Origin of the sequence: Streptomyces sp. NRRL S-37, assembly GCF_000721605.1 — a bacterium.
In the GTDB taxonomy this organism is placed as follows: Bacteria; Actinomycetota; Actinomycetes; order Streptomycetales; family Streptomycetaceae; genus Streptomyces.
On sequence record NZ_JOIZ01000001.1, the window covers coordinates 85,342 to 109,543 of the forward strand.

Genomic DNA, 24,202 nt, shown 5'->3' on the forward strand with positions numbered 1-24,202 from the left:
TCGAGGGGGCGCCGGTCTACAGCAGTCCGTGCCGGGGCGGCCGGGTGCCGTTCAGGACGTAGCGGCCGATGTGCTGGACCTTCCAGCGGACCGGATCGTGCAGGGTGTGCGTGCGGGCGTCACGCCAGTGGCGGTGCAGGCCCAGGGAGTCGAGGGCGGCGCGGGTGCCGGCGACCTCGAAGAGAGCGCTGCCGACCTCCACGGCGGCCTCCGCCGCGGTCACCTTGGCCGCGGCGACCGCGATCGACGCCTCGGCGGCGGAGTCGTCGGTCAGGTCGTCCCGGGCGGCGTCGACCGTCCGGGCGGCCTCGCGCAGCAGTGCCTGCGCCGCCCTGACCCTGAGGCCGAGCTCGCCGAACCGCTGGACGAGCAGCGGGTCCTCCGCGGCCGTCTCGAACCCGCTCTCGAACCACGGCCGGCTCTTCGTGCGGACGAAGTCCACGGCCTCCGCGAGCGCGCCGGAGGCGATGCCCGCGTCGATGGCGGCGTGCAGCAACTGGGCGACGGCCCCGTGGAGCTGGGGGCCCCGGAAGGTGAGGTGGTGCGGCACGACCCGGTCGGCGGGGACGGGCACCGACTCCAGGCGGACGGTTCCACTGGCGGTGGTGCGCTGTCCCATGCCGTCCCAGTCGTCCACGACCGTGAGGCCGGGCGCGTCGTGCGGTACGTACGCCACGTGCAGGGTGTCGTCGTCGGCGCGGGCGAGGACGGGGATCCAGTGGGCGAACAGCGCGCCCGTGCAGTAGTGCTTCACGCCGTCGAGGACGTACGACCCGTCCGGGCGCCGGGCGAGCCTGGTACGGATGTCCTGCACGTGCTTGGTGCCCGCCTCGGACTGGGCGTTGCCGAATCGCTTGCCGCGCAGCACCTCACCGAAGAAGAACTCCTGCTGCTCGTGCGTCCCCTGCCGGCGCAGCACGTTGACGTAGACGAAGTGGCTCTGCGGGATCTGGGCGAGGCTGGCGTCGGCGGCGGCCAGCAGCCGGAAGACCTCGGCGAGCGTCTCCGCACGGACGTCCGCGCCGCCGAACTCGGCCGGGACACTCACGGCCAGCAGCCCGGAGGCGGAGAGCCGTTCCAGCTCCGCGTGCGGCAGCCGGCGTACCGCGTCCCGCTCCGCGGCGTCCTTGCGGAAGTCCGCGGCCAGGCCGGCGGCGACGGCGAGGGCCTCGCCGTCGCCGCCGATCACGACCGGGGCGCTCATCCGGTGGCCGCCAGCAGTGCCGTACGGCCGCCCAGCGCGAGCGAGAACTGGTCCGTGACCTGGGCCAGCGCCTCGGCCGAGCCCGGCGCGACGATCAGCGAGCCGTCGTCGCCCACGGTGAGGTCCTTGTCGAGGGTGAACCATCCCGGCACGATGTGCGCGGCACCCATGGAACTCAGCACGGGGCGCAGGGCGTAGTCGATGGCCAGGACGTGGGCGGTGGAGCCGCCCGTGGCCAGCGGCAGCACCGTCTTGCCGGCCAGCGCGTACTGCGGGAGCAGGTCCAGCAGGGACTTCAGCAGCCCGGAGTAGGCGGCCTTGTAGACAGGGGTACCGACCACGAGCCCGTCGGCCCGCTCGACCAGGGCGGTGACCCGGATGATCTCCGGGTGCCGGAAGTCCGCCCCGAGCAGGGCCTCGGCGGGCAGGGTCCGGACGTCGAACGGGATCACCTCGTGCCCCTGCGCGGTGAGCCGGTCGTCCAGGTGGCGCAGCAGCCGGGCGGTGCGGGAGGTGGCGGACGGACTGCCGGAGAGGGAGAGAACGGTGGCCATGGGAGGACCTTTCAGGAGTACCAGGTGGGCTGCGGCAGTTCGCCGGTGAGGACGTGGCGGCCGACCTCGCGGCGCTTGTAGGCGACCGGGTCGTGGAGCGAGTGGGTGCGGACGTTGCGCCAGAAGCGGTCGAGGCCCTCCGCGGAGGCGGTGGCACGCGCGCCGGTCACCTCGAAGATGCGATGGGTGACGTCCAGGGCCACGTCGGTGGCGCGGGCCTTCACCGCGGCCACCCGGACCTCGAACTCGCCCCGGGCCTGTTCGGTGACCGCGTCCGGGTCGTCGTGCAGCCTCTGGCCCTCGGCGGCCACGGCGTCGGCCAGGGCCTCGACGGCCCACAGCTTGGCGGTGAGGTCGCCGTAGATGTCGATGACGTACGGCTCGTCGACGGCGTGCTCGTGGCCGCCGTGCAGCCAGGGCCGTGACTTGGTCCGGGTGTAGGTGGCGGCGGTCTCCAGCGCGCCGGCGGCGATGCCGAGGTAGAAGTTGACGAAGACGAGCTGGATGGTGGGCACGTTGAGGGTGTTGTAGACACGCGGCTGGAACCGCTTGTCGACGTAGCCCGCCGCGGCCGACCAGGGGACGCGTACGGCGTCGAGGGTGACGCCGCCGCTCTCGGTGAGGCGCTGGCCGATGTTGTCCCAGTCGTCGTGGAAGGTCAGGCCCTCGCTGTCGGACGGGACGATGGCGAAGACGTGGTCGTCGGTGCCGGCCAGGACGCCTTCCAGCACGGTGACGTCGGAGACCTTGCTGCCGGTGGAGAAGGACTTGCGGCCGGTGAAGGTGAGCGTGTCGCCCTCGTCCCTCACCACCACGTCCTCGTCGCGCGGGTTGACCGCACCGCCGAAGAACCACTGGTTGCGGGCGGCCTCGGCCTCTACGTGCTCCCACTGCTCGCGGGTGCCGACCAGCCGGGCGGCCCAGTTCCACAGGTAGTGGTAGCCGAGCAGCTGGCCGATGGAACCGTCCGCCTTGGCGACCTCGCGTACAACACGGTAGGCCGTGGGCCAGCCCTGGCCCCCGCCCCCGTGCTCGACGGGGCCGAGGAGGGTGACCAGGCCGGACTCCTTCAGCAGCCGGACCTCGGCGTACGGGGTGGCGGCGGTCTTGTCCCGGGCGGCGGCGTCGGAGGCGAGGACGGCGGCGACCTCGGCGGCGCGGGCGATCCAGCCGGCGGCGCCGGTCGGGGCGGGGGCGGTCTTCCAGTCGGTCGGTGCGGCGGTGCTCATGGGGATACCTCTTTCACTGTCGGTGCCGGTCACGGGTGGTCAGGCGCGGGCGGCGACGGTCTCGGACTCGGGCTGCCGGGCCTCCAGTTCGCGTACGAGGGGCAGCACCCGCTTGCCGAAGTACTCGACCTCCTCCAGGTAGTGCAGGAAGCCGAGGAGGAAGAGGTCGACGCCGAGCCGCTTGTAGGCGACGATCCGCTCGGCGATCTGCTCGGGGGTGCCGATCAGACCCGTACGGAAGCCGTCGTTGTACTGGACGAGGTCCTCGAAGTCCGAGTCCTGCCACATGCCCTTGCCGTCGGCGGTGGACTGCCCGGCCTGCCGGACGGCGTCCCGGAAGCCGTGCACGGCCGGGGTGTCGGCCTTGGCCACGATCTCGCGGAGCGTGTCGCGGGCCTCGGCCTCGGTGTCGCGGGCGATGAGGAAGCCGTTGAGGCCGAACTTCGGTGGCGTACGGCCCGCTCGGGCGGCGGAGGCGCGGACGTCGGCGATCTGCTCGGTGACGCCGTCGAAGTCCTTGCCGTTGCTGAAGTACCAGTCGGAGACGCGGCCCGCCATGGCCCGGGCGGCGGTGGAGTTGCCGCCCTGGAAGATCTCCGGGTGCGGACGCCCGGCGGTGTTCAGCGGCTTGGGCTTGAGGGAGAAGTCGCGCACCCGGTAGAAGTCACCGGCGAGTTCGGCGTGGTCCTCGGTCCAGATCGTCCGCAGGGCGGTGATGAACTCCTCCGCGCGCCGGTAGCGTTCGTCGTGCTCCAGCCAGGGCTCGCCGAGGGCGGTGAACTCGTCCTTGAACCAGCCGCTGACGACGTTGACGGCGAAGCGGCCGCCCGACAGGTGGTCGGCGGTGGCGCCGAGCTTGGCGAGGACGCCCGGGTGCCAGAGGCCGGGGTGGACCGCGGCGATGACCTTCAGCCGCTCGGTGGCAAGCAGCAGGGCGAGGCTGAAGCTGGTCGACTCGTGCTGGTACTCGGCACCGTAACTGGCCATGTAGCGGACCTGGCTGAGGGCGTAGTCGAAGCCGTTGTTCTCGGCGAGGACGGCCAGTTCGCGGTTGTAGTCGTAGCCCCAGTCGGTGCGCTGCTCGATGGTGCTGGTGACCAGGCCGCCGCTGACGTTCGGCACCCAGTAGGCGAAGCGGGCGGGGTCGGGTCCGGGCGGGACGGGCATGAAGGGCTCCTGACGGGAATGCGCATGCGAAAAGGCGCGTGCGATGGCAGGGAAAGGCGTGGGGTGATCGGGATTCGAGCGTGCGGGGACGCCGTTCCCGGGAAAGCCGAAATCGCCGCGGAAAGCGGCCGGCTGGGGAATTCACACAGGGAGATCAGCGCGAGTGCGAGGGTTTCCCTCGGGTGCGCTCAGACCCGATGGCGACAGCAGGAGCTGGAGACACGCGCAAGGTCGACATGGCGTCGCCGCGTGAGGTCCTGTCGCTTCATGCCTTCGATCAAAGCAGCAGGGAGTCCGGCCGGTCAAGAATGCCCGGAGTTGATTCCACATGCTGGGAGCAGGAATTCACGAGGTTGTGACAGGGGTTCCCTTGAACCCGGTCGGCGGTGATGGGCAGCCTCGTTGTCGTGCGTATAGAGCAGCTCGAATACCTCGCGGCCGTCACCCGGTCGGGTTCACTGCGGCGGGCCGCGGAGGAACTGCACCTGTCCCAGCCGGCGCTCAGCGAGACCGTGCGCAATCTGGAGCGCGAGCTGGGCGTGGACCTGCTGGAGCGCAAGCGGTCCGGGGCGAAGGTCAGCGACGAGGGCCGGGAGCTGCTGCCGCACATCATGGGCGTACTGGACGCGGTCGACCGGCTGCGCAGCGCGGCCGGCGACCAGCATCGCATCAGCCGTATGGTCCGGCTCGGCACGGTCAACACGGCCACCGTCCCCCTGGTGATCCCGACCGTGCGGCAGTTCCGGGCCGCGCACCCGCACACCCAGGTCGAGCTGGTCGGCGCGCAGCAGTCCGAGATCCATCGCGGGCTGCTGGAGGGCGCTTTCGATCTGGGGCTGGTGAACTACCTCGAGGGCGACGACCTGCCGCCCGGCTTCGAGACCACCGAGTTGCTGCGCGGCCGGCCGGTGGTGTGCGTGCGCCCGGACAGTCCGCTGGCCGCCCTGAAGACGGTGGACGCGGACAGTCTCCTGGCCGAGCCGCTGGTCGTGATGCGGTCCGGCTACGTCATGCACCGCTTCCTGCACCGGCTGCTCGACGGCCGTACGCCGTCCTTCTCGTACTCCACGGACGGCGCCGAGATGGGCAAGCTGATGGTCGCCGAGGGCCTGGGGGCGACGGTGCTGCCCGACTTCAGCGTCATCGGCGACCCGCTGGAGCGGCGGGGTGCGATCACGGTACGGCCGCTCGCGCACGACGCGACCGGCGTGCTGCTGGTCCTGCAGAGCCGCCCTTCCGGCCGGGTCCCCCGGGCCGTCCGCGATCTGCACGGGCTGTTCGTGCGCAACGCCCGTGCGTACCGCGTCCCTTCGTGAATCAGACGTCGCACCTGGACGAGCCTGCCTCGGTTCGATCGGGCCGCTATGGGTCCCGACCGGTGAGACACCCCCATCGACCTGGTGCGCGCACGCCCCTGTGTGGTCACCTGGCCCCACGACCGTGCTCGTGACCCGACTCTGTCCTCCGGCGCCCGACAAGCCCTTTCACACCGTATCGCGCCGACCGCCGCCGGAGGCGGCCCGCTGCCGTACCAGCGGGTCTTCGCCGTACGCGACGGGCTCCTCCTCGGTGACGGGCAGGACCGGTCCCCAGACGAAGGGCGGGTCCGGGATGTCGCGGCGCAGTACCGGGGCGACATCGGACTGGAAGAGCTGGAGCGAGGAGCGGTGCCGGGCATCCGTCAACCCGTTCGCGTCCGCGTGCAGATGGAGCACCGTGTGCCCGAACTGCTCGTGGTAGCGGTGCACCTTGTCGATGATCTGCTGCGGGCTGCCGATCAGGGCGGAGCTGCGCTCGACGAAGTCCTCCACGGTCTCGAAGACCACCGGCAGGCCGAACTGCCTCTGGAACGCAAGCGTCGACTCGAAGACCGGCCGGTAGACCTCGATCGCTTCCTGGGAGGTGCGGGTCACGAGGAGCCCGGCCGTGCCGGCGCCGACCGCGATCTTCGCCGGGTCGTGGCCGTGGAACTCCCAGCGCTCGCGGTAGTACCTGATCAACTCGGCGTACGGTTCGATGGGGTGGGTGACGTTCGCCGAGAACAGCGGGTCGCCGTAGCGGGCGGCCAGGTCCACCGACCCCTTGCTGGTGGCGCTGCCGTGCCAGACCCGGACGGGCCGCTGGTAGGGCCGCGGCCACACCTCGGCGTCCGTCGGCGGAGGGCGGAAGCGCGTCGCCGCGGTCACTTTGTCCTGTCGCCAGATCCGCCGGAACACCTCGTAGCTCTCGGCGTTGCGCTCCCACTGGTCCTCGGGTGTGACGTGGAACAGCTCGCGCTGGGCGGCGCCGTTGCCCTTGCCGATGATCAGCTCCAGTCGTCCGCCGGAGAGGTGGTCGAGGGTGGCGTAGTCCTCGTAGGCGCGCACCGGGTCGAGGAGGCTGAGCGTGGTCACGGCGGTGAACAGCCGGATGCGCCGGGTCAGTGCCGCGATGTGGCTGAGGACGACGGCCGGCGAGGAGGAGATGAAGGGCCGCTCGTGCCGCTCCCCCACTCCGAAGCCGTCGAAGCCGAGTTCCTCGGCGAGCAGGGCGTTGTCGAGGACCTCGCGGAAGCGGTCATGGGTCGGCTTGTGCACCCCGGTGACCGGGTCCGGCCGGTGCACGATCAGGGTGATGGCGAGGAACTTCACGACGCCGCCCGTTCGTCGTGGACGTCGTCCGGGTGGGGCAGGCCGAGGTGGTCGCGCAGGGTCGGGCCCTCGTACTCCGTGCGGAACACGCCCTGTTCCTGCAGGAGCGGGACGACCTTGTCGGCGAACTCGTCGAGGCCGGCCGGGGTGACGTGCGGGACGAGGATGAAGCCGTCGCTGGCGTCGGCCTGGACGAACTCGTTGATGGTACGGGCGATCGTCTCCGCCGAACCGATGAAGTTCTGCCGGCTGCCCGTCTCGATGACCAGGTCGCGGATCGACCAGTTGTGCGCGGCGGCGAGCTCGCGCCACTCGCGGGCGGTGGCCAGCGGGTCGCGGTACATGCGGACCTGGGCACGGCCCTTGGCGATGTGGTCGCCGCCGACGTCGGGGTCGATGTCGGGGAGCGGCCCGTCCGGGTCGTAGGAGGACAGGTCCCGGTTCCAGACGAACTCCAGGTGCTTGAGGGCGGTGGCGCCGCTGACCTGCTGCCGGCGCACCTCCTTGGCGAGTTCCTCCGCCTCGGCGTCGGTGTCGGCGAGCGTGAAGGTGGCGGCGGGCAGGATCAGCAGCTGGCCGGGGTGGCGGCCGTACGTGGCGAGGCGGTTCTTGACGTCGGTGTAGAAGGCCCGTCCCTCCTCGAGGGTGGCGTACCGGCTGAAGATCGCGTCGGCGCTCGACGCGGCGAACTCGCGGCCTTCGTCGGAGTCGCCGGCCTGGAAGATCACCGGGCGGCCCTGCGGGGAGCGCGGCACGTTGAACCGCCCGTGGATGTCGAAGTGCCGCCCAGTGTGGACGAAGGCGCTGGCCTTGGCGTCCCGCAGGAAGGTGCCGGTCTCCTGGTCGGCGAGGATCTCGTCGCCGTGCCAGGAGTCGAAGAGTTCGTTCGCCGTGGCCAGGAACTCCTTTGCGCGGGAGTAGCGCTCCTCCTGCGGCAGGAAGCCGCCGCGGCGGAAGTTCTCGCCGGTGAAGGCGTCCCAGGACGTCACGACGTTCCAGGCGGAGCGCCCGCCGGAGAGGTGGTCGAGGCTGGCGAACTGGCGGGCGACCTCGTAGGGCTCGTTGAAGGTGGAGTTGATGGTGCCGGTCAGGCCGAGGTGCTCGGTGACGGCGGCGAGCGCGGCCAGGACGGTGAAGGTGTCGGGGCGGCCGACGACGTCCAGGTCGTAGATCTGCCCGCCCTGTTCGCGCAGCCGCAGCCCTTCGGCGAGGAACAGGAAGTCGAACTTGGCGCGTTCGGCGGTCCGCGCGAAGTGCACGAAGGAGCTGAACTCGATGTGGCTGCCGGCGTTCGGGTCGCTCCACACGGTGGTGTTGTTGACGCCGGGGAAGTGGGCGGCCAGGTGGATCTGCTTCAGCGGCTTGCTCATGGTCGCGGTCGTTCCTCCGGCTCAGGCGGTGACGGTGACGTAGCGGTTGGCGGGGCGGGCCAGGCCCAGCAGGCCGCGCAGGGTGCCGGCCTCGTAGGCGCGGCGGAAGGCGCCCCGACGCTGCAGTTCGGGGACCAGCCCCCGGGTGATCGCCGGGAGGTCGTGGCCGGCGACGGCGGGGCGCAGCCGGAAGCCGGTCAGCCCGGCGCCGTGCAACTCCTGCAGCAGGTCGGCGAGTTCGGCGGGCGTGCCGGTGAAGATCCGGGCGTCGCTGGTGTACGGCTCCCCCGCGAGGGCGTCGAGGCGCGCGCGCCGGTCCTCCGCGGCAGCCTGGTCGTCGTCCAGGAAGACCACCACGTCACCGAAGACGTGCAGGGGTTCGCCCGCTCGCCCGGCCGTCTCCTGCTCGGCGCGGATCTCGGCGACGATCGCGCGGGCCTGTTCGGCGTCGTGCGGGGTGACGTAGCCGATGTCCGCCTGGCGGGCCACGAGCCGGTACGGAACGGTCTGGTGGGCGAGGGCGGTGACCAGCGGCTGGCCCTGCGGTGGACGCGGGGTGATGGAGGGGCCCCTGACGCTGAAGTACCTGCCTTCGAAGTCGATGTGGTGCAGCTTGTCGCGGTCGATGAAGCGGCCGGTGGCGGCGTCCCGGATCTCGGCGTCGTCCTCCCAGCTGTCCCACAGGCGGCGCACGACCTCCACGTGGTCGGCGGCTTCGTCGAAGAGGCCGGTGACCAGCTCCTGGGTGTCCGGGTGGTCGTAGGCCTCGATGCGCGGGACGGTGCGGCGGCCGAAGTGCGCGGCCTCGTTCGGGCGGGCGGTGATCTGCACGCGCAGGCCGGCGCGGCCTTTGCTGACGTAGTCGAGGGTGGCGATGGCCTTGGAGATGTGGAACGGCTCCGTGTGGGTGGCGACCACCGTCGGCACCAGGCCTATGTGCCGGGTCAGCGGTGCGACGCGGGAGGCGATGAGGACGGCGTCGAGGCGGCCGCGGACCTGGTCGGTCCGTTCGTCCGGGTCCAGGAAGTGCGAGGACTGCGGGCCGAGACCGTCCTCGACGGTCACGAAGTCGAGCAGGCCGCGTTCGGCCTCGGCGACCAGATCGGCCCAGTATCCGGCGGTGAACAGGTCGCGCGGGCGGGCCACCGGCTCGCGCCAGGAGGCGGGGTGCCAGCCGGTGCCGTCCAGGGCGACGGCAAGGTGCAGAGGAGAAGGGGGTGTCGGGGACATGGGGTGCCTTCCTGGAGGTCCGTGACGGGAACGCCGCCCTCGCACCGGAGGGGGAGGATGACGGAGGTGAGGGAACGGGGGCGGGGACGGCGGCCGCTCGCGGATCCGGCCGGGAGAACGCCGTCGCCCGCGCGCCCCGGATCGGCTACCCGTCGGTCCTGGGCAGGCCGGGCGGGTTGGTCTCGGACCTGGTCACGGCCTCGTCGGACAGGCCCCAGCGCTCGAGCACCTTCGCGTAGGTGCCGTTCCCGATGACGTGGTTGAGGGCGTCGGTGAGCGGCTCGGCCAGGCCGCTGTCCTTCTTGGTGGTGGCCGCGATGAGGCCCTGGAGGGCGGAGCCGGCGCCGGAGTAGGTGCCGACGACCTCGGTCGTGCCGGTGGTGGCCGCGTGGTAGGCGGCGGTCGGGTTGGGGCCGAGGTAGAGGTCGATCCGGCCGGACCGGAGGGCGAGGTAGGTGTCGCTGTCGTTCTGGTAGTACTTGATGTCCACCGGCTCACGGCCGGCCTTCTCGTTCTCCCTGCTCCACTCGATGAGCAGCTTCTCCTGGTTGGTGCCGCTCTGGACGGCGACGGTCCTCCCGGCCACGTCCTCGGGTCCGGTGACCTTCAGACCGCTGCCCTTCTTCGCCTCGAAGCCCAGGTTGTCCTCGCGGTAGGTGGCGAAGTCGTACTTCTCCTTGCGCTCCTCGGTGACGGTGATGTTGCTGAAGCCGGCGTCGTACTTGGCGCTGTCGAGGCCGACGAAGATGTTCTCCCAGGAGACGGCGTGGAACTCCGGTTCGAGGCCGAGCACGTCGGCGACGAGGTGGGCGATGTCGGGCTCGACGCCGATGAGGGTCTTGTTGTCGGTGGCGTGGAAGTTCAGCGGTGCCGCGCTCCCGGAGGACTGGACGAGTTTCAGCGTTCCTCTCCTGCGGATCTCCTCCGGGACCTCGGCGGCGATGGAGTCGACCTTGCCGGTGGTGACGCGGTTCTGGTCGGGGCTGATGTTGATCTTCGTCTTGCCGCCCGATGTGGCCGCGACCTCGGTCGTGCCGCCGTCGTCGGGGTTGCTGCACGCGGCGAGGACGAGGGCGGTGGCGAGTCCGAGCGCGGCTGCGGCGGTGCGGCGGGGGATCGAGGTGGACATGATCGTGCTCCTTGCCTGCGGAAAGGGGTGAGGACCGGTCAGAGGACCTTGGAGAGGAAGGCGCGGGTGCGCTCGTGCCGCGGGTCGTCCAGGACGGCCGCGGGCGGGCCCTGTTCCACGACGACGCCGCCGTCCATGAACACCACGGTGTCGGCGACCTCGCGGGCGAAGCCGATCTCGTGGGTCACGACGATCATGGTGGTTCCGGTGCGGGCCAGGTCCTTGATGACGTCGAGGACCTCACCGACGAGTTCCGGGTCCAGTGCCGAGGTGGGTTCGTCGAAGAGCAGCACCTTCGGTTCGAGGGCGAGTGCGCGGGCGATGGCCACGCGCTGCTGCTGGCCGCCGGAGAGCTGCCTGGGGTAGGCGCCGGCCTTGTCGGCGAGGCCGACCCGCTCCAGGAGCCGGCGGGCGGTGTCCTCGGCCTCCCCGCGCGGGCGGCGCAGCGCGGAGACGGGCGCCTCGATCAGGTTCTCCAGCACGGTCAGGTGGGGAAAGAGGTTGAAGTTCTGGAAGACGAACCCGATGTGGGTGCGCTGCTTCAGGACGTCCTTCTCCTTCAGCTCGTGCAGCTTGTTCCCGGAGCGGCGGTAGCCGATGAGTTCACCGTCGATGCCGATCCAGCCGCGGTCGACCTTCTCCAGGTGGTTGATGGTCCGCAGCAGGGTGGACTTGCCGGAGCCGGACGGGCCGAGGATCACGGTGACCTCACCGGCCCGGACTTGGAGGTCGACGCCGCGCAGTACCTCCAGAGGGCCGAAGCTCTTGTGGACGCCGTGGACGTCCACCATCACCTCACTCATCGGCGGTCTCCCAGGGGCTCGAGGGGTACGACGGGCCGGGCGGGCCGGGCCGCCGCGGCCCGGAGGTCGCGCAGGAAGCGGCGGGCGCGCTGGACGGGGGTGAGCGGCGGGGTGCGGTCGGCGCCGCGGGCGTAGTGGCGCTCGACGTAGTACTGGGCGACCGACAGCAGGGAGGTGAGGACGACGTACCAGGCGGTGGCGACCAGCAGCAGGGGGATCACCCGGCCGTTGCGGCCGTAGATCACCTGCGCCTGGTAGAAGAGCTCGCCGATGGACATCACGTAGACCACCGAGGTGCCCTTGAGCAGGCCGATGATCTCGTTGCCGGCGGTGGGCAGGATGGCGCGCATCGCCTGCGGCAGCACGATCCGGCGGATCTGCCGCAGCCGGGGGATGCCCAGCGCGGCGGCCGCCTCCAGCTGCCCGTGGTCGACGGCGATGACACCACCGCGCACGATCTCGGCGGCGTAGGCGGCCTGGTGCAGCGTCAGCCCGATGACGGCCGCGCCCATGGTGCCGATGATGCTGTTGCTGTCGACGGACCAGAACACCGGGCCGAAGGGGATACCGAAGCCCAACTCCTCGTACAGCGCGCTCAGGTTGAACCAGAACACCAGCTGGACGATCATCGGGATGGACCGGAAGATCCAGATGTGGGTCCAGGCGACGGTCTGCAGCACCGGACTGCGCGACAGCCGCATGAAGGCCAGCACGGTGCCGAGGAGGAAGCCGAGCACGGTGGCGTAGGCGGTGAGCTGGAGGGTCACCCACACCGCCCGGACGATCGTCTCGGACAGCACGTAGTCGCTGAAGACACCCCACTCCCAGACCGGGTTGGTGGCCAGACCATGCGCGAACTGGGCGGCCAGCACGATCACGGTGACGGCCGCCGCCCAGCGGGCGTGGTGGCGGGCGGGGACGACCTTGAGGGAGGCCGGATCGTCCGGAGCGGGCGGGGCCCCGGGGCCGGTGCCCGGGGTGGCCGCGCCGGGCGGCGCGATGCCGGTGGTGGATGCCATCGTGGTGTACCTGCTCGACTCTCAGGTGTGCTCGGGCGGGTTGATCCGCGACGTGTCGATCGCGGAGGCGGACGTGCCCCACTTCTCGAGGATCCGGGCGTACGTGCCGTCCTCGATCAGCTCGTTGACGGCGGCCTGGAAGGCCTTGGTCAGGGGGGAGCCCTTCTTGAAGGCGAAGCCGACGTCGAGGCGGTGGAACTCGCCGAGGAAGGTGGTTCGGGAGGCGGGCTGGGCCGCCTGGTGGCGCAGGCCGTTGATGGTCGACATGATCACGTCGATGCGGCCCTGCTGGAGCGCGGTGAGGGTCGCCGCGTTCTCCGAGTAGACCTTCACGTCGTACGGCTTCCTGCCGGCCTTCGCGCACACGTCCTTCCGCGCGGTGAGCGTCGCCTCGAAGGTGGTGCCGGCGCCGGTGCCGATGGTCAGCCCGCACAGCTGGACGAGGTCGGTGACCTCTGTCGTCAGCTCGGTGTCGCCCTTCCTCACCGCGAAGCCCTGGCCGTCGTTGATGTAGGTGACGAAGTCGATGGTCCTCAGGCGTTCTCCGGTGACCCCGAAGTTTCCGGTGCCGAAGTCGTACTTGCCGCTGCCGAGGGCGGGCAGGATCGTCTCGAAGGAGGCGTCCTGCCGCTCCAGCCTGATGCCGAGCACCTTGGCCACGGCGTCGGCGAGGTCGATGTCCTGGCCCTCGGGTGCCTTGTCCGTGCCGTTCGGATAGTAGGCCCCCGGCGGGAACCCGACCGAGCTGCCGACCTTCAGCGTGCCCGCCTCGCGGACGTCGGCCGGCAGCAGGGCGGCGACGGAGGGCACCTCGCGCACGGCGGCGACCGGGTCGTCGGCCGGGGCGGGAGAGGCCTGGGCGCCCACCGCCGCCGTGCCGCCGGTGTCACCGGAACCGCAGGCGGTCAGCGCGAGCAGCGGCAGCAGCGCGAGGACGGTGACCGCGCCGCGCGCACGGCTTCTGATCCCGGGGAGATTCACAGGTCGGTGGCCTTTCCTGGGTACGGGGTGACGGCGAGGTGCTTCTCGAACGGCAGCGGGCCGATGGTCTCCGGGTCGGCCCCGGTGTCGAACAGCGGCGTGTACCCGGTGGCCAGGTACAGACCGCGGGCCTCCGGCTGGCGCGGCCCGGTGGTCAGGTGGATCCGCCGGTAGCCGCGTGCGCCCGCCTCGCGTTCCAGCTCGGCGAGCACGCGGCGGGCGAGGCCGCGGCGGCGGTGGGCGGAGTGGGTCCAGATCCGTTTCAGTTCGGCGGTGGTCGCGTCGTGACGGCGGAAGGCACCGCCCGCGACGGGATCACCGTTCTCCAGCAGCAGCAGGAGCAGACCGCCGTGCGGTTCGGTGAACTCCTCGTCGGGGTAGCGGGAGATCTCGGCGTGCGCGTCCTTGCCGTAGCGCGTCGTGTACTCGTGTCCCAGTTCGCGCAGCAGGGGTCTCACCCGCGGGTCGGAGACCTCCGTGTGAACGACCGTCAGGTCCGTCGTCCGGGTCGCGGAACTCATGCGCCCACCGCCGCGAGGTCCCGCGCGCCGTGGGCCGCGCGTCCGGCGTCGCGCCGGGCGGCCTCCTCGCGGACGGCCGGGATCACGTGGCGGCCGGAGCCGGCGGCACCGGAGCAGGGGGTGGTGTCGGATCCGTCGTGGGTGGCGGCGATGCCGGGGAGTTCCACGGGCATGGCAGTGGCCTTTCGGAAGCGGCCGCACGCGGGCAGGGCGAATCGCCCCGCGCAGCAGCACGGGTGACGGCCCATCAGGCAGGTGGGCGGATGCGGGCGTGACGACGTCGGGCGTCAGGAGGAACGGAGCCGCGGCAGCGCGCGTGCGGAGGACTCGGCCCGCGACGGGGTCACCGAGGGAGGGAAGGGCCGGTCAGAGGGCCCGCTGCCGGATCAGACGCAACACGCGGCGGACCACACGCGACCGAAGTCGATGTGGTGGCGCGAAACCAAGCGCTGGTGGGCGGTCATGCGGTCCATTGAGCAGGACATCCCGCTGTTCGTCAAGCGGTGCCCGGATGCCGGGCGCCTCATCGGCCTGTCTCTCCCCCGGCGTTGTTGACACATCCGTGCCAGGGGCACATACGATCGACGACGGACCGGCCCCGCCCCGCGCGGCGGCCCTTCCGGCCGCGTTGAGGGACGCGGCGCATGTGACGTCGTCGAACCCCGGCCGCCCCGTGTCCGCGCAGCGCCCGCGCCGTCGCGTTCTCCCCCGGCTGTCACCGGGTGGTCACCCACGCCTGCGATTCCCTCCCCCGGAGAGCCTCCCGATGGTCACACCTTCCGACGTCACGTCCCTCCCTGCCCCGCACCCCCCGGAACCAGTGGGCGCCCCCGGGCCCGGCCTGCCGCGGATCGTGCCGCGCCGGCACATCGGCCGGTGGGTGACCGCCGCGGCCGCGCTGCTGGTGTTCGCCATGGTGCTCAACTCGGTCGTCCGCAACCAGGCTTTCCAATGGGGCGTGGTGGGGCGGTACTTCACCACTCCCGCCGTGCTCGACGGGCTGGCGCTCACCCTGTGGCTGACCGGAGCGGTGATGGTGCTCGGTTTCCTGCTCGGCACCGGGCTCGCGGTGATGCGGCTGTCGGGCAACCCGGTGCTGCGCACGCTGAGCTGGGGCTACGTGTGGGTCTTCCGGTCCACGCCGCTGCTGGTGCAGCTGCTGTTCTGGTTCAACATCGGCGCCCTGTACCCGACGCTCGGCTTCGGCATCCCGTTCGGCCCGGAGTTCGTCACCGTCGAGACGGTGAACCTGCTCGGCCCCACCCTCACCGCCGTCATCGGCCTCACCCTGCACGAGACCGCCTACGCCGCCGAGGTGGTGCGCGGCGGCATCCTCTCCGTCGACGCCGGCCAGACCGAGGCCGCCCAGGCGCTCGGACTGAGCAGGCGCCGCACCCTGCGCCGGGTCGTCATCCCCCAGGCGATGCGCTCCATCGTGCCGACCGCCGGGAACATGCTGATCGGCACCCTCAAGGGCACCAGCATCGTCAGCGTGCTGGCCGTGCACGACCTGCTGTACTCGGTGCAGCTGGTCTACAACCAGACCTACCAGGTCATCCCGCTGCTGATGGTCGCGACGCTCTGGTACGTCGCGGTCACCAGCGTGCTCGGCGTGGGTCAGTACTACGTCGAGCGGTACTACGCGCGGGGCGGCTCCCGTGCGCTGCCGCCCACCCCGCTGCGGCGGCTGCGCGGTCACCTGTCCGCCGTATGCGCCCGGTTGAGCGCGTCGGCGGCCCCCGACGCCCGTCCCGTGATCGGCGGTGACCGGTGAGCAGCACCCCCTCCGCAGCCGTCCTGGTCGTCGTCGGGGCGGGTCCGCGCGCCACCGGCCTGCTGGAGCGCATCGCGGCCAACGCCCCCGAACTCTGGGACGAAGAAAGGAAGTTGCACATCCACCTGGTGGATCCGCACCCGCCCGGACCCGGCCGGATCTGGCGGCACGCGCAGTCACCGCTGCTGCGGATGAACTCCATGGCCGAGGACGTCACCATGTTCACCGACGAGTCCTCCACGATCGACGGCCCCGTACGGCCGGGTCCTTCCCTCGCCGAGTGGGCCGCCCAGTTCTCCGGCAGGGGGCCGCGTCACGCGCCGTACACCGAGCCCGCGGATCCCGGCGTGCTCGCCGAACTGCGCGCCCTGGACGGGACCGACTTCCCCACCCGCCGCGCCCAGAGCGCCTACCTGGACTGGGTGTTCCGCAGGGTGCTGACCGAACTGCCGCCCTCCGTCACCGTCGAGTGGCACCGCGCCACGGCGACCGCCGTCACCGGCCCGCCGGACGGCCCGCAGCACGTGCGCCTGGCCGGCCGCACCACACCGCTCACCGCCGACCTGGTGGTCCTCGCCCAGGGACACCTCGGCTCGGCCCCCGCCGCCGAGCACCGCGGCCACGCCGCCTTCGCCCGCCGCCACGGCCGCTTCCACCTCCCGCCGGACTTCTCCGCCGACACCGACCTGTCCGGGCTGCGGCCCGGTGAACACGTGATCCTGCGCGGCTTCGGGCTGGCCTTCGTCGACCTGGTGACCCTGCTCACCGAGGGCCGCGGCGGCTCCTACCGCACCGAGCCCGACGGCACCCTCACCTACCTGCCTTCCGGCCGCGAGCCCGTCCTGCACGTCGGGTCCCGGCGCGGAGTGCCGTACCACTCGAAAACCCGCTACCGCCTCCAGGGCCCCCGGCCCGCCCTGCCCCGCTACTTCGGCCCCGACGCGGTCGACGCCCTGCTCGCCGGGGCCCGCCCGCTGGACCTGCGCCGCGACGTGTGGCCGCTGATGGCCAAGGAGATCGGCTTCGGCCACTACCACGAGCTGTTCCACGCGCATCCCGAACGCACGGCCCTGTCCTGGCCCGACTTCGCCGCCGCCTACGAACACCTCGACTGGTACTCCGACGCCATGGCCGCCCTCGTCGCCGAGGCCGTTCCCGACCCGGCGGACCGGCTGGACTTCGAGGCCCTCGACCGCCCCCTGGACGGCCTGTCCTTCCCCACGCCGGACGCCTTCCAGGAGCATCTGCGCCACCACATCGCCCAGGACGTCGCCCGCCGCGAGGACCCGGAGTTCAGCGCCGACCTCGGGGCGTTCCTCGCCCTGCTCTCCGTCTACGGCCAGCTGCCGCGCCTCGTCGCCGCCGGCCGGCTCACCGCCCGCTCCACGGCCGACGGCCTCGACGGCTGGTGGCACGGCTTCTTCAGCTTCCTCGCCTCCGGCCCGCCCGGCTTCCGCCTGCGCCAGCTCCTCGCGCTGTCCCGGGCCGGCGTCGTCCACTTCGTCGGCGCGGACATCCGGATCGGCACCGACGAGTCCACGGGCACGTTCACCGCCACCAGCCCCACCGTCCCCGGCCGTTCCCTCCACGCCACGGCCCTGATCGAGGCGTACCTGCCCGGCGCCTCCCTCGACCGCACCGAGGACCCGCTCCTGCGCGACCTGTACCGTCGGGGCGCGCTCGCCGAGGAGGTCGTCGCCGACCCCGCCCACACCCACCGCTCCGGCCTGCTGACCGTCTCCCCCGCCGACGGCCGCCTCGTCGACCCCGCCCTCGGCGGCCCCCACCCCCGCCGCGTCGCCCTCACCAACAGCCGGGCCGTCGCGGCCTTCGCCCGCCCCCGCACCGATTCCCCCGGGTTCCGCCAGAACGACGCGGTCGCCCGCGCGCTCCTGCGCGCCCTGGGCACCACCGGGGCCAAGACGGCGACACGTCCGGGGGACGGACGCCCTCTCACAGTGTGAGATCTTCCCTATTTTCCCTATCGAATTACTAGGAAAGCATTGACGGTGTCCGGCTCGGACGCACAGCATGATGAGCATGTCCCGTAAGCAGCAACGACTCGTTCGTCGTCGGCATGTCGACTTCGGTCACGTCGTCAGCGCCGCCTGCTGTCGCGCGTAAGGCACGGCCCGCCCGCTCGCCCGTGCCGCTCCGCTCCCCGTTTCGCAGGTGATCAGGCAAGCCGCTCACGGCGCCTGACGGCCCGACACACATCCGAGGGACAATCGCCATGACCACGGCACTTCCGACCCCGACCGCTCCGGACGACCGGTTCCTTCCCGACGCGCGCCGTCTTCGCCTGGTGGGCGACGCCGCACAAAACGGCACCGGGAAACACACGCCCGCGCCGCTCGTCGGTTACCTCCTGCTCGTCCCCGAGGGCACCGATCCCGCCGAACTCTTCGTCAAGGACAGGCCGCGCCCCGAGATCCGGCCGGTCACCGCCGCGGCCCCGAACCCCGTCCGGCAGGCGGGGGACGACGTCGTCCGCATCGACACCGCACGTCGTTCCGCCGAGGTCGACGGACGCGAACTCGACCTCACCTACCTGGAGTTCGCGCTGCTGGCGCATCTCGTCCGCCATCCCCACCACGTGCACGCGCGCGATCGGCTGGTGTCCGCCGTCTGGGGCTACGCCCACGTCGGCGACGGCCGCACCGTGGACGTCCACATCGCCCGCCTGCGCCGCAAGCTCGGCGAGGTCCACCGGCACCGGATCGTCACCGTGCGGCGCGTGGGCTACAAGTACGTGCCCGACGCCGCGCTCCGCGGCCGACCTTGAGGAGACCACGTCCGTGAAGGCCGTCTCAGCGCCGCCCCCTCCCCCCTCGCCGGCCGACCGGACCGGGCCCGGCCACGCGCACTGGCTGCGGGTGGCCCGCGAGGCGGCCGACGACCTGGCCACGGACACGGTGACCAGGGAACAGGCGGGCAAGCCCCCGTTCGACGAGGTGTCCCGGCTGCGCGAGGCGGGGCTGCTGACGCTCCTGGCGCCGGCCGGGTCCGGAGGAGGCGGCGCGGACTGGCCCACGGCCTACGCGGTCGTCCGGGAGGTCGCCGCGGCCGACGGCGCGATCGGGCAGCTGCTCGGCTGTCACTACTTCCTGTCGTGGAGCGCCCGGTTCTTCGCCGTGCCCGCCCTGGCGGCACGGACGGAGGAGCGGTCCGCGGCCGAGGGATGGTGCTGGGGCGGCGGCTTCGCCCGTCAGGATCCTCCCCTGACGCTGGTCAGGACCTCCCGCGGCCTGGCGCTCGGCGGCCGGCAGAGCTACACCACCGGGGTCCTGGTCGCCGACCGCCTCGCCGTGCGCGCCGTACGGGAGGACACGGGTGAACCACTCGCCGTCGTGGTGGATCCCACCCGGCACGGCGTCCGGGTCGACGCCGACATCGACACCTTCGGGCAGCGGCTCGCGGCCGGCGGCAGTGTGGCGTTCGACGGCGTACCGGTCACCGACGACGACGTGCTCGGTCCCCTTCCCGCGGACGAGGACTTCCCGTCACCCCGGGCCGCCCTGGCGTCGCCGGCCGGGCACCTCGTCTCCGTCCAGCTCCTTCTGGGCCTGGCCGAGGGGGTGCTCGCCGAGACCCGTGAGTACGGCGGGACGGGCCGGGCACCCTGGCACCTCCCCTGGTCGGCCGGCGCTCCCCACGACCCGGAGGTGCTGACCGTCTACGGGGAACTCACCGTCCTCACCCGCTCCGCGTCCGCCCTCGCCGATCAGGCGGTGGAGGCCGTACAGGGCGCGCTGGCACTCGGCGAGGACCTCACCTACGACGCGTACGCGGGCACCTCCGCCCTCGTGGCCATGGCCGAGGCCGCCGCCTCCAGAGCCGCGCGGGAGTCCACCACCCGCGCCCTCGACATCATCGGCCCCCGCTCCGCCTCCGCGCGGCTGGGCCTGGACCGCTTCTGGCGCGACGCCCGGACCCACACCCTGTACGAGCCCGTCGGCCAACGGCTCCGCGAGGTCGGGGACTACTTCCTCAACGGCGCCCACCCTCCGTTCGTCCTGCCCTCCTGACCCCGCGGCGGTAGGTTCGGAGCCGCATCCGCACCCCGCGCGCCGGGGCCGGCCGGCCCACCGCGGAGGCCGCCGGAACCGGTACGGACGGTGGTCACCCGTGGAGGACGGCCGGAGCCGTACGGGATAATGGGACGCATGCGGATCTCAGCCAGGGCGGACTACGCGGTACGTGCCGCGCTGCAGCTCGCCGCGTCACCGGACGACGGGCCACTGAAGGCCGAGGCCATCGCCGACGCCCAGGACATCCCGCACAAGTTCCTCGAAAGCATCCTGAACGACATGCGCCGGGGCAGTCTCGTGCTCAGCCGGCGCGGCGGCAACGGCGGCTACCGGCTGGCCAGGCCCGCCGCGTCCATCAGCATCGCCGACGTCATCCGCGCCGTGGACGGACCGCTGGTCTCGGTGCGGGGGGTCCGCCCGCCGGACCTGTCCTACACCGGCCCCGCCGAGTCGCTGCTCCCCCTGTGGATCGCGCTGCGGTCCAATGTGCGCGAGATCCTCGAGGGCGTGTCGCTCGCCGACGTCGCGTCGGCCCGGCTGCCCGACGACGTGGCCGCACTGACCGACGCCCCGAAGGCCTGGGGGAATCCCTGAGGCATCGGGCCGTCAACCCGGGATCCCGACAGGCGAGATGAGCGCGTCCGCCATGTGAGCACCCCCTTGGGACGGACGCCGTCTTCTGCCACGATCCCTATCAACCAGGTAGGAAAACTAGGAATCCGTGGGGGTGGCCATGAGAACGCTCGGCCGCGCGGACCTGTCATTCCTCCTGCTGACCTCGCGCCGTCACATCGACCTCGGCCGCACGTCCAGCGCCCTCTGTCGGCCCGTCTGAGACCGCCCGCGGAGCGCCCGTCAGCCGACGGCGCCACCCGCCCGCGCACATCTCCGCTCCCGGGCCCGCGACGGCGTTCCCGCCGCCGACGGCCTTCGGACGGGGCGCCCGCGCACGTCCACGCGCTCTCACCTCGCGTTTCCTCACCTCCCTGATCGGCTTCTTCCCCGAGAGGACACCTCCGTGTCTGCCGCAAGACCGCTCACCACCCTGCGCATCCTCGCCGCCGCGGCGGCGTTCCCCCTCCTGCTCACCGCCTGCGGCTACGGTTCCGACGCCGCCGACGACGACAAGCGGGCCGAGGTCGCGGCGGGCGCCGAGAAGCTCTCCGCCGGCGAGGTGAGGATCGGCTACTTCCCCAACCTCACGCACGCCACCGCCCTGGTGGGCGTCCAGGAGGGTCTGCTCCAGAAGGAGCTCGGCGGCACCGAGATCAAGGCCTCGACCTTCAACGCAGGACCCTCCGAGATCGAGGCGCTCAACGCCGGGTCCATCGACATCGGCTGGATCGGCCCCTCCCCCGCCATCAACGGCTACACCAAGTCGAACGGCAGGAACCTGCGCATCATCGGCGGTTCCGCCTCCGGCGGCGTGAAGCTCGTGGTCGACCCGGACAAGATCAAGACCACGGACGACCTCAAGGGCAAGAAGATCGCCACGCCCCAGCTCGGCAACACCCAGGACGTGGCGTTCCTCAACTGGATCGCGGAGAAGGGCTGGAAGGTCGACGCGGCGAGCGGCGCCGGTGACGTCTCCGTCGTCCGCACGGACAACAAGGTCACACCGGACGCCTACAAGTCCGGCTCCATCGACGGCGCCTGGGTACCCGAGCCGACCGCGTCCAAGCTGGTCTCCCAGGGTGCCGAGGTGCTCCTCGACGAGGCCGACCTGTGGCCGGACAAGAAGTTCGTGATCACGAACATCATCGTGTCGCAGAAGTTCCTGAAGGAGCACCCGGACGTCGTCGAGGCCGTGCTGCGCGGTTCGGTGAACACCAACGAGTGGATCAACGCCAACCCGGACAAGGCCAAGGCGTCCGCCAACGCGGCGCTGAAGGAACTGTCGGGCAAGGAACTGCCCGCCGACGTCATCGACCCGGCCTGGAAGTCGATCACCTTCCTCGACGACCCGCTGGCCTCGACCCTCGACGCCCAGGCGGACCACGCGGTCAAGGCCGGCCTGCTGGAGAAGCCCGACCTGAAGGGCATCTACGACCTCGGACCGCTCAACAAGGTCCTCCGGGCCGAGGGCAAGGAGGAGGTCGACGACGCCGGTCTCGGCGCCGAGTGACGACCACCGCGCCGAAGCGCTCCGGGAGACGACGGTCATGGCCACGACGACGGCACGGCCGGCCCTTTCACCGGAGCGCTTCCGCCGGACGGAAGCCTCCTTGCCCGGTGGTCGCGGCCGACAGGACCCTGAATCCGACCACGGAACGCGGGGTGAGGACGCCCCGCCGACAGGGACGGGGCCGTCATGCCGCACATCACCGCCTTCGCCAGGAACCAGTGGTACGTCGCCGCCTACCGTCACGAGGTGGGCCGGGAGCTGCTCGGCCGGACGGTGCTCGGGGAGCCGCTCGTGCTCTACCGCACCGAAGGCGACGGAAGTCCGGTCGTGCTCAACGACCGGTGTGTGCACCGTCGTTACCCGCTCTCCGAGGCGCCGACGCGGCTCGACGGCGACCGGATCGTGTGCGGGTACCACGGGTTCACCTACGACACCACCGGCACGTGCGTGTACGTGCCGGGGCAGAAGCGGGTGCCGCGCACCGCGCGCGTCGCCTCCTACCCCGTCGTCGAGCAGGACTCGCTGGTGTGGGTGTGGATCGGCGACCCGGCGCTCGCCGACGCGGGGAGCATTCCGCGGGCCCGGCACCTGGACTCCCCCGGCTGGGTGACCGTGCGGGGCATGGAGCCCGTCGACTGCGACCACGGGCTGCTCGTCGACAACCTCCTCGACCTCTCCCACGAGACCTATCTGCACGGCGGTTACATCGGCACCCCCGAGGTCGCGGAGACACCGATCACCACCGAGGTCGACGAGGGCGCCGGGATCGTACGGGTGAGCCGGCACATGGACGACGCCGCGTGCCCGCCGTTCTACGCCCGGTCGACCGGGATCGAGGGGCGGATCACCCGCTGGCAGGACATCGAGTACCACGCGCCGTGCCTGTATCTGCTGCACAGCAGGATCGCGCCGGTGGGTGTGCTGCCCGAGCCGGACGGCAGCGACCCGGGCGGCTTCCACACCGAGATCACGTACGCCATCACGCCGTCCGCCGACGGCAAGGTGTACGACTTCTGGGCGGTCTCGCGGGACTGGGCCACCGACGACACCGAGGTGAGCGAGTTCCTGCGGAGCAACAACCACACGGTCGTCATGCAGGACGTCGACGCGCTCAACCTGCTCCAGCGCTCTCTCGGCACCGAACGCGCCGGCTACCAGGAGCTGAGCATCAACATCGACACCGGCGGTCTGGCCGCCCGCCGTATCCTCGCCCGGCTGGTGGAGGAGGGGAACAAGCCCGTGGAGAGGGTCCGATGAGCGGGCGCAGCACCGGCGAGGTCTACCGCGTCGACTGGCTGCCGGGCACCGATCTGCTGCACGGCACCTGTCACTGCGGGCGCGAGCACACCGCGCAGGACCCGGTCGAGATGTGGGAGTGGATGCTCGCGCACCCGTGGGGGCACGAGCCGCGGGGAGCCGGTGCATGACCTCGTACGACGACGTCGGACTCGTCGTGGAGCGGCGGGAGCCGGCGGCCGACGGCGTGCTCGTCCTCACCCTGCGGCACCCGTCGGGCGCGGAGCTGCCCGGCTGGGAGCCGGGCGCGCACATCGACCTGGTGCTCGGACCGGAGCTGGAGCGGCAGTACTCGCTGTGCGGGGACCCGGCCGACCGGGACCGCTGGCGGATCGCCGTCCTGCGCGAGACGGACGGCAGGGGCGGCTCCGCGTACGTACACGAGCGGGTGCGGCCGGGCGACAGGGTACGGGCGCGCGGACCCCGCAACCACTTCCGGCTGGAGCCCGCCGGACGTTACCGCTTCGTCGCGGGCGGCATCGGCATCACCCCCGTGCTGCCGATGCTGGCCGCGGCCGAGGCGGCGGGCGCCGACTGGACGCTGCTGTACGGCGGACGCACCCGGGCCTCCATGGCGTTCACCGGGGAGCTGGCCCGTTACGGGAAGCGGGTCACGCTCGTCCCCGAGGACGAGGCCGGGTTGCTGGACCTCGCCCCGGTGCTGGACGGCCTTCCGGAGGGCGCCCTCGTCTACTGCTGCGGTCCCGGTCCGCTGCTCGACGCGGTCGAGGAGCGGTGCCCGGCCGGAGCACTGCGCGTGGAGCGGTTCCGGCCGCGGGAGCGGGACACCGGCGTGGACCGCGCGTTCGAGGTCGTCCTGGCCCGCAGCGGCCGGACGCTCACCGTCGCGCCGGACGTCTCCGTCCTGGACGCGGTGCGCGGGGCCGGGGTCGAGGTGCTCCACTCCTGTGCCGAGGGCACCTGCGGCACCTGTGAGACCGAGGTGCTGGAGGGCGAGCCGGACCACCGCGACTCGGTGCTCACCGAGGCGGAGCGGGCGGCCGGGGAGACCATGCTCATCTGTGTGTCCCGGTGCCGTGGGCGGCGGCTCGTACTGGACCTGTGATCCGCGGCGATTGTCAATTATTGGACCGCGTACGGGGATTGACCTTGTCTCGGCACGGGCCATACGTTCCCGA

Annotated in this window: 25 protein-coding genes; 11 read left to right on the top strand and 14 right to left on the bottom strand. The window is 71.8% G+C overall.

Annotated features, from left to right (window positions below; all coding sequences use genetic code 11):
* Positions 1 to 16: 16 nt before the first annotated feature.
* From IH50_RS0100350 to IH50_RS43430, 5 genes are all read right to left on the bottom strand, one after another.
* Positions 17 to 1,204, bottom strand: a complete 1,188-nt coding sequence (locus tag IH50_RS0100350; protein ID WP_030855952.1) for an SfnB family sulfur acquisition oxidoreductase — start codon at positions 1,202 to 1,204, stop codon at positions 17 to 19.
* Entirely contained in the window at positions 1,201 to 1,758 is a 558-nt protein-coding gene (gene ssuE, locus IH50_RS0100355) for an NADPH-dependent FMN reductase (protein ID WP_030855955.1), read from the bottom strand. The genes IH50_RS0100350 and ssuE overlap by 4 nt, the downstream gene beginning before the upstream one ends.
* Before the next feature lie 11 nt (positions 1,759 to 1,769).
* Positions 1,770 to 2,987: an acyl-CoA dehydrogenase family protein gene (locus IH50_RS0100360; RefSeq protein ID WP_030855960.1), complete on the bottom strand. Its 1,218-nt coding sequence runs from the start codon at positions 2,985 to 2,987 to the stop codon at positions 1,770 to 1,772.
* A 39-nt stretch (positions 2,988 to 3,026) separates the two neighbouring features.
* Positions 3,027 to 4,154 carry a dimethylsulfone monooxygenase SfnG gene (sfnG, locus tag IH50_RS0100365; RefSeq protein ID WP_030855962.1) on the bottom strand — a complete coding sequence of 376 codons (1,128 nt, stop codon included), beginning with the start codon at positions 4,152 to 4,154 and terminating at the stop codon, positions 3,027 to 3,029.
* Between the two features lie 188 nt (positions 4,155 to 4,342).
* Positions 4,343 to 4,423 carry a putative leader peptide gene (locus tag IH50_RS43430; protein ID WP_369122764.1) on the bottom strand — a complete coding sequence of 27 codons (81 nt, stop codon included), beginning with the start codon at positions 4,421 to 4,423 and terminating at the stop codon, positions 4,343 to 4,345.
* Positions 4,424 to 4,561: 138 nt separating this feature from the next.
* Here IH50_RS43430 and IH50_RS0100370 point away from each other — a divergent pair, with 138 nt between their 5' ends.
* Positions 4,562 to 5,470: a LysR family transcriptional regulator gene (locus IH50_RS0100370; protein WP_030855965.1), complete on the top strand. Its 909-nt coding sequence runs from the start codon at positions 4,562 to 4,564 to the stop codon at positions 5,468 to 5,470.
* Positions 5,471 to 5,638: 168 nt separating this feature from the next.
* On the opposite strand, the gene IH50_RS0100375 is transcribed toward IH50_RS0100370, so the two are convergent.
* From IH50_RS0100375 to IH50_RS41480, 9 genes are all read right to left on the bottom strand, one after another.
* The gene (locus IH50_RS0100375) at positions 5,639 to 6,784 is read right to left on the bottom strand and encodes an LLM class flavin-dependent oxidoreductase (protein ID WP_078913788.1); all 1,146 of its coding nucleotides are present in this window, start codon (positions 6,782 to 6,784) and stop codon (positions 5,639 to 5,641) included.
* On the bottom strand, positions 6,781 to 8,154 hold the full coding sequence (locus tag IH50_RS0100380) for an NtaA/DmoA family FMN-dependent monooxygenase (RefSeq protein WP_030855970.1): 1,374 nt from the start codon (positions 8,152 to 8,154) through the stop codon (positions 6,781 to 6,783). Before IH50_RS0100380 ends, IH50_RS0100375 begins: the two co-directional genes overlap by 4 nt.
* A 21-nt stretch (positions 8,155 to 8,175) precedes the next feature.
* Positions 8,176 to 9,384 carry an LLM class flavin-dependent oxidoreductase gene (locus IH50_RS0100385; protein WP_030855972.1) on the bottom strand — a complete coding sequence of 403 codons (1,209 nt, stop codon included), beginning with the start codon at positions 9,382 to 9,384 and terminating at the stop codon, positions 8,176 to 8,178.
* A 145-nt stretch (positions 9,385 to 9,529) separates the two neighbouring features.
* Positions 9,530 to 10,513, bottom strand: coding sequence for an ABC transporter substrate-binding protein (locus tag IH50_RS0100390; protein WP_030855974.1), 984 nt, complete (start codon positions 10,511 to 10,513; stop codon positions 9,530 to 9,532).
* Positions 10,514 to 10,551: 38 nt separating this feature from the next.
* Positions 10,552 to 11,316 carry an amino acid ABC transporter ATP-binding protein gene (locus IH50_RS0100395; RefSeq protein ID WP_030855976.1) on the bottom strand — a complete coding sequence of 255 codons (765 nt, stop codon included), beginning with the start codon at positions 11,314 to 11,316 and terminating at the stop codon, positions 10,552 to 10,554.
* The gene (locus tag IH50_RS0100400) at positions 11,313 to 12,335 is read right to left on the bottom strand and encodes an amino acid ABC transporter permease (protein WP_030855978.1); all 1,023 of its coding nucleotides are present in this window, start codon (positions 12,333 to 12,335) and stop codon (positions 11,313 to 11,315) included. The genes IH50_RS0100395 and IH50_RS0100400 overlap by 4 nt, the downstream gene beginning before the upstream one ends.
* 21 nt (positions 12,336 to 12,356) lie before the next feature.
* Positions 12,357 to 13,316 (bottom strand): ABC transporter substrate-binding protein, encoded by a 960-nt coding sequence (locus IH50_RS0100405; RefSeq protein WP_030855980.1) that lies wholly within the window; start codon positions 13,314 to 13,316, stop codon positions 12,357 to 12,359.
* Positions 13,313 to 13,837 carry a GNAT family N-acetyltransferase gene (locus IH50_RS0100410; protein WP_030855983.1) on the bottom strand — a complete coding sequence of 175 codons (525 nt, stop codon included), beginning with the start codon at positions 13,835 to 13,837 and terminating at the stop codon, positions 13,313 to 13,315. Before IH50_RS0100410 ends, IH50_RS0100405 begins: the two co-directional genes overlap by 4 nt.
* A complete protein-coding gene (locus IH50_RS41480; protein WP_158801122.1) occupies positions 13,834 to 14,010 on the bottom strand; it encodes a hypothetical protein in 177 nt (58 codons plus the stop codon). The genes IH50_RS0100410 and IH50_RS41480 overlap by 4 nt, the downstream gene beginning before the upstream one ends.
* A gap of 593 nt (positions 14,011 to 14,603) precedes the next feature.
* On the opposite strand from IH50_RS41480, the gene IH50_RS0100425 reads away from it, so the two are divergent.
* From IH50_RS0100425 to IH50_RS0100470, 10 genes are all read left to right on the top strand, one after another.
* On the top strand, positions 14,604 to 15,611 hold the full coding sequence (locus tag IH50_RS0100425) for an amino acid ABC transporter permease (RefSeq protein ID WP_030855988.1): 1,008 nt from the start codon (positions 14,604 to 14,606) through the stop codon (positions 15,609 to 15,611).
* Complete coding sequence (locus IH50_RS0100430; protein WP_051767112.1) at positions 15,608 to 17,575, top strand: FAD/NAD(P)-binding protein; 1,968 nt, start codon at positions 15,608 to 15,610, stop codon at positions 17,573 to 17,575. The genes IH50_RS0100425 and IH50_RS0100430 overlap by 4 nt, the downstream gene beginning before the upstream one ends.
* 269 nt (positions 17,576 to 17,844) lie before the next feature.
* The gene (locus IH50_RS0100435; RefSeq protein WP_030855993.1) at positions 17,845 to 18,396 is read left to right on the top strand and encodes a winged helix-turn-helix domain-containing protein; all 552 of its coding nucleotides are present in this window, start codon (positions 17,845 to 17,847) and stop codon (positions 18,394 to 18,396) included.
* 13 nt (positions 18,397 to 18,409) lie between these two features.
* Positions 18,410 to 19,639 carry an acyl-CoA dehydrogenase family protein gene (locus tag IH50_RS0100440; RefSeq protein ID WP_030855995.1) on the top strand — a complete coding sequence of 410 codons (1,230 nt, stop codon included), beginning with the start codon at positions 18,410 to 18,412 and terminating at the stop codon, positions 19,637 to 19,639.
* A 138-nt stretch (positions 19,640 to 19,777) separates the two neighbouring features.
* Positions 19,778 to 20,236 carry an RrF2 family transcriptional regulator gene (locus IH50_RS0100445; RefSeq protein WP_030855997.1) on the top strand — a complete coding sequence of 153 codons (459 nt, stop codon included), beginning with the start codon at positions 19,778 to 19,780 and terminating at the stop codon, positions 20,234 to 20,236.
* Between the two features lie 139 nt (positions 20,237 to 20,375).
* Positions 20,376 to 20,477 carry a putative leader peptide gene (locus tag IH50_RS43435; protein WP_420708976.1) on the top strand — a complete coding sequence of 34 codons (102 nt, stop codon included), beginning with the start codon at positions 20,376 to 20,378 and terminating at the stop codon, positions 20,475 to 20,477.
* A 183-nt stretch (positions 20,478 to 20,660) separates the two neighbouring features.
* Positions 20,661 to 21,767, top strand: a complete 1,107-nt coding sequence (locus IH50_RS0100455) for an aliphatic sulfonate ABC transporter substrate-binding protein (RefSeq protein WP_030855999.1) — start codon at positions 20,661 to 20,663, stop codon at positions 21,765 to 21,767.
* A gap of 186 nt (positions 21,768 to 21,953) precedes the next feature.
* On the top strand, positions 21,954 to 23,024 hold the full coding sequence (locus tag IH50_RS0100460; RefSeq protein WP_030856001.1) for an aromatic ring-hydroxylating dioxygenase subunit alpha: 1,071 nt from the start codon (positions 21,954 to 21,956) through the stop codon (positions 23,022 to 23,024).
* On the top strand, positions 23,021 to 23,194 hold the full coding sequence (locus IH50_RS41910; protein WP_199822025.1) for a hypothetical protein: 174 nt from the start codon (positions 23,021 to 23,023) through the stop codon (positions 23,192 to 23,194). The genes IH50_RS0100460 and IH50_RS41910 overlap by 4 nt, the downstream gene beginning before the upstream one ends.
* Entirely contained in the window at positions 23,191 to 24,129 is a 939-nt protein-coding gene (locus IH50_RS0100470; RefSeq protein ID WP_030856007.1) for a PDR/VanB family oxidoreductase, read from the top strand. Before IH50_RS41910 ends, IH50_RS0100470 begins: the two co-directional genes overlap by 4 nt.
* Positions 24,130 to 24,202: the final 73 nt, after the last annotated feature.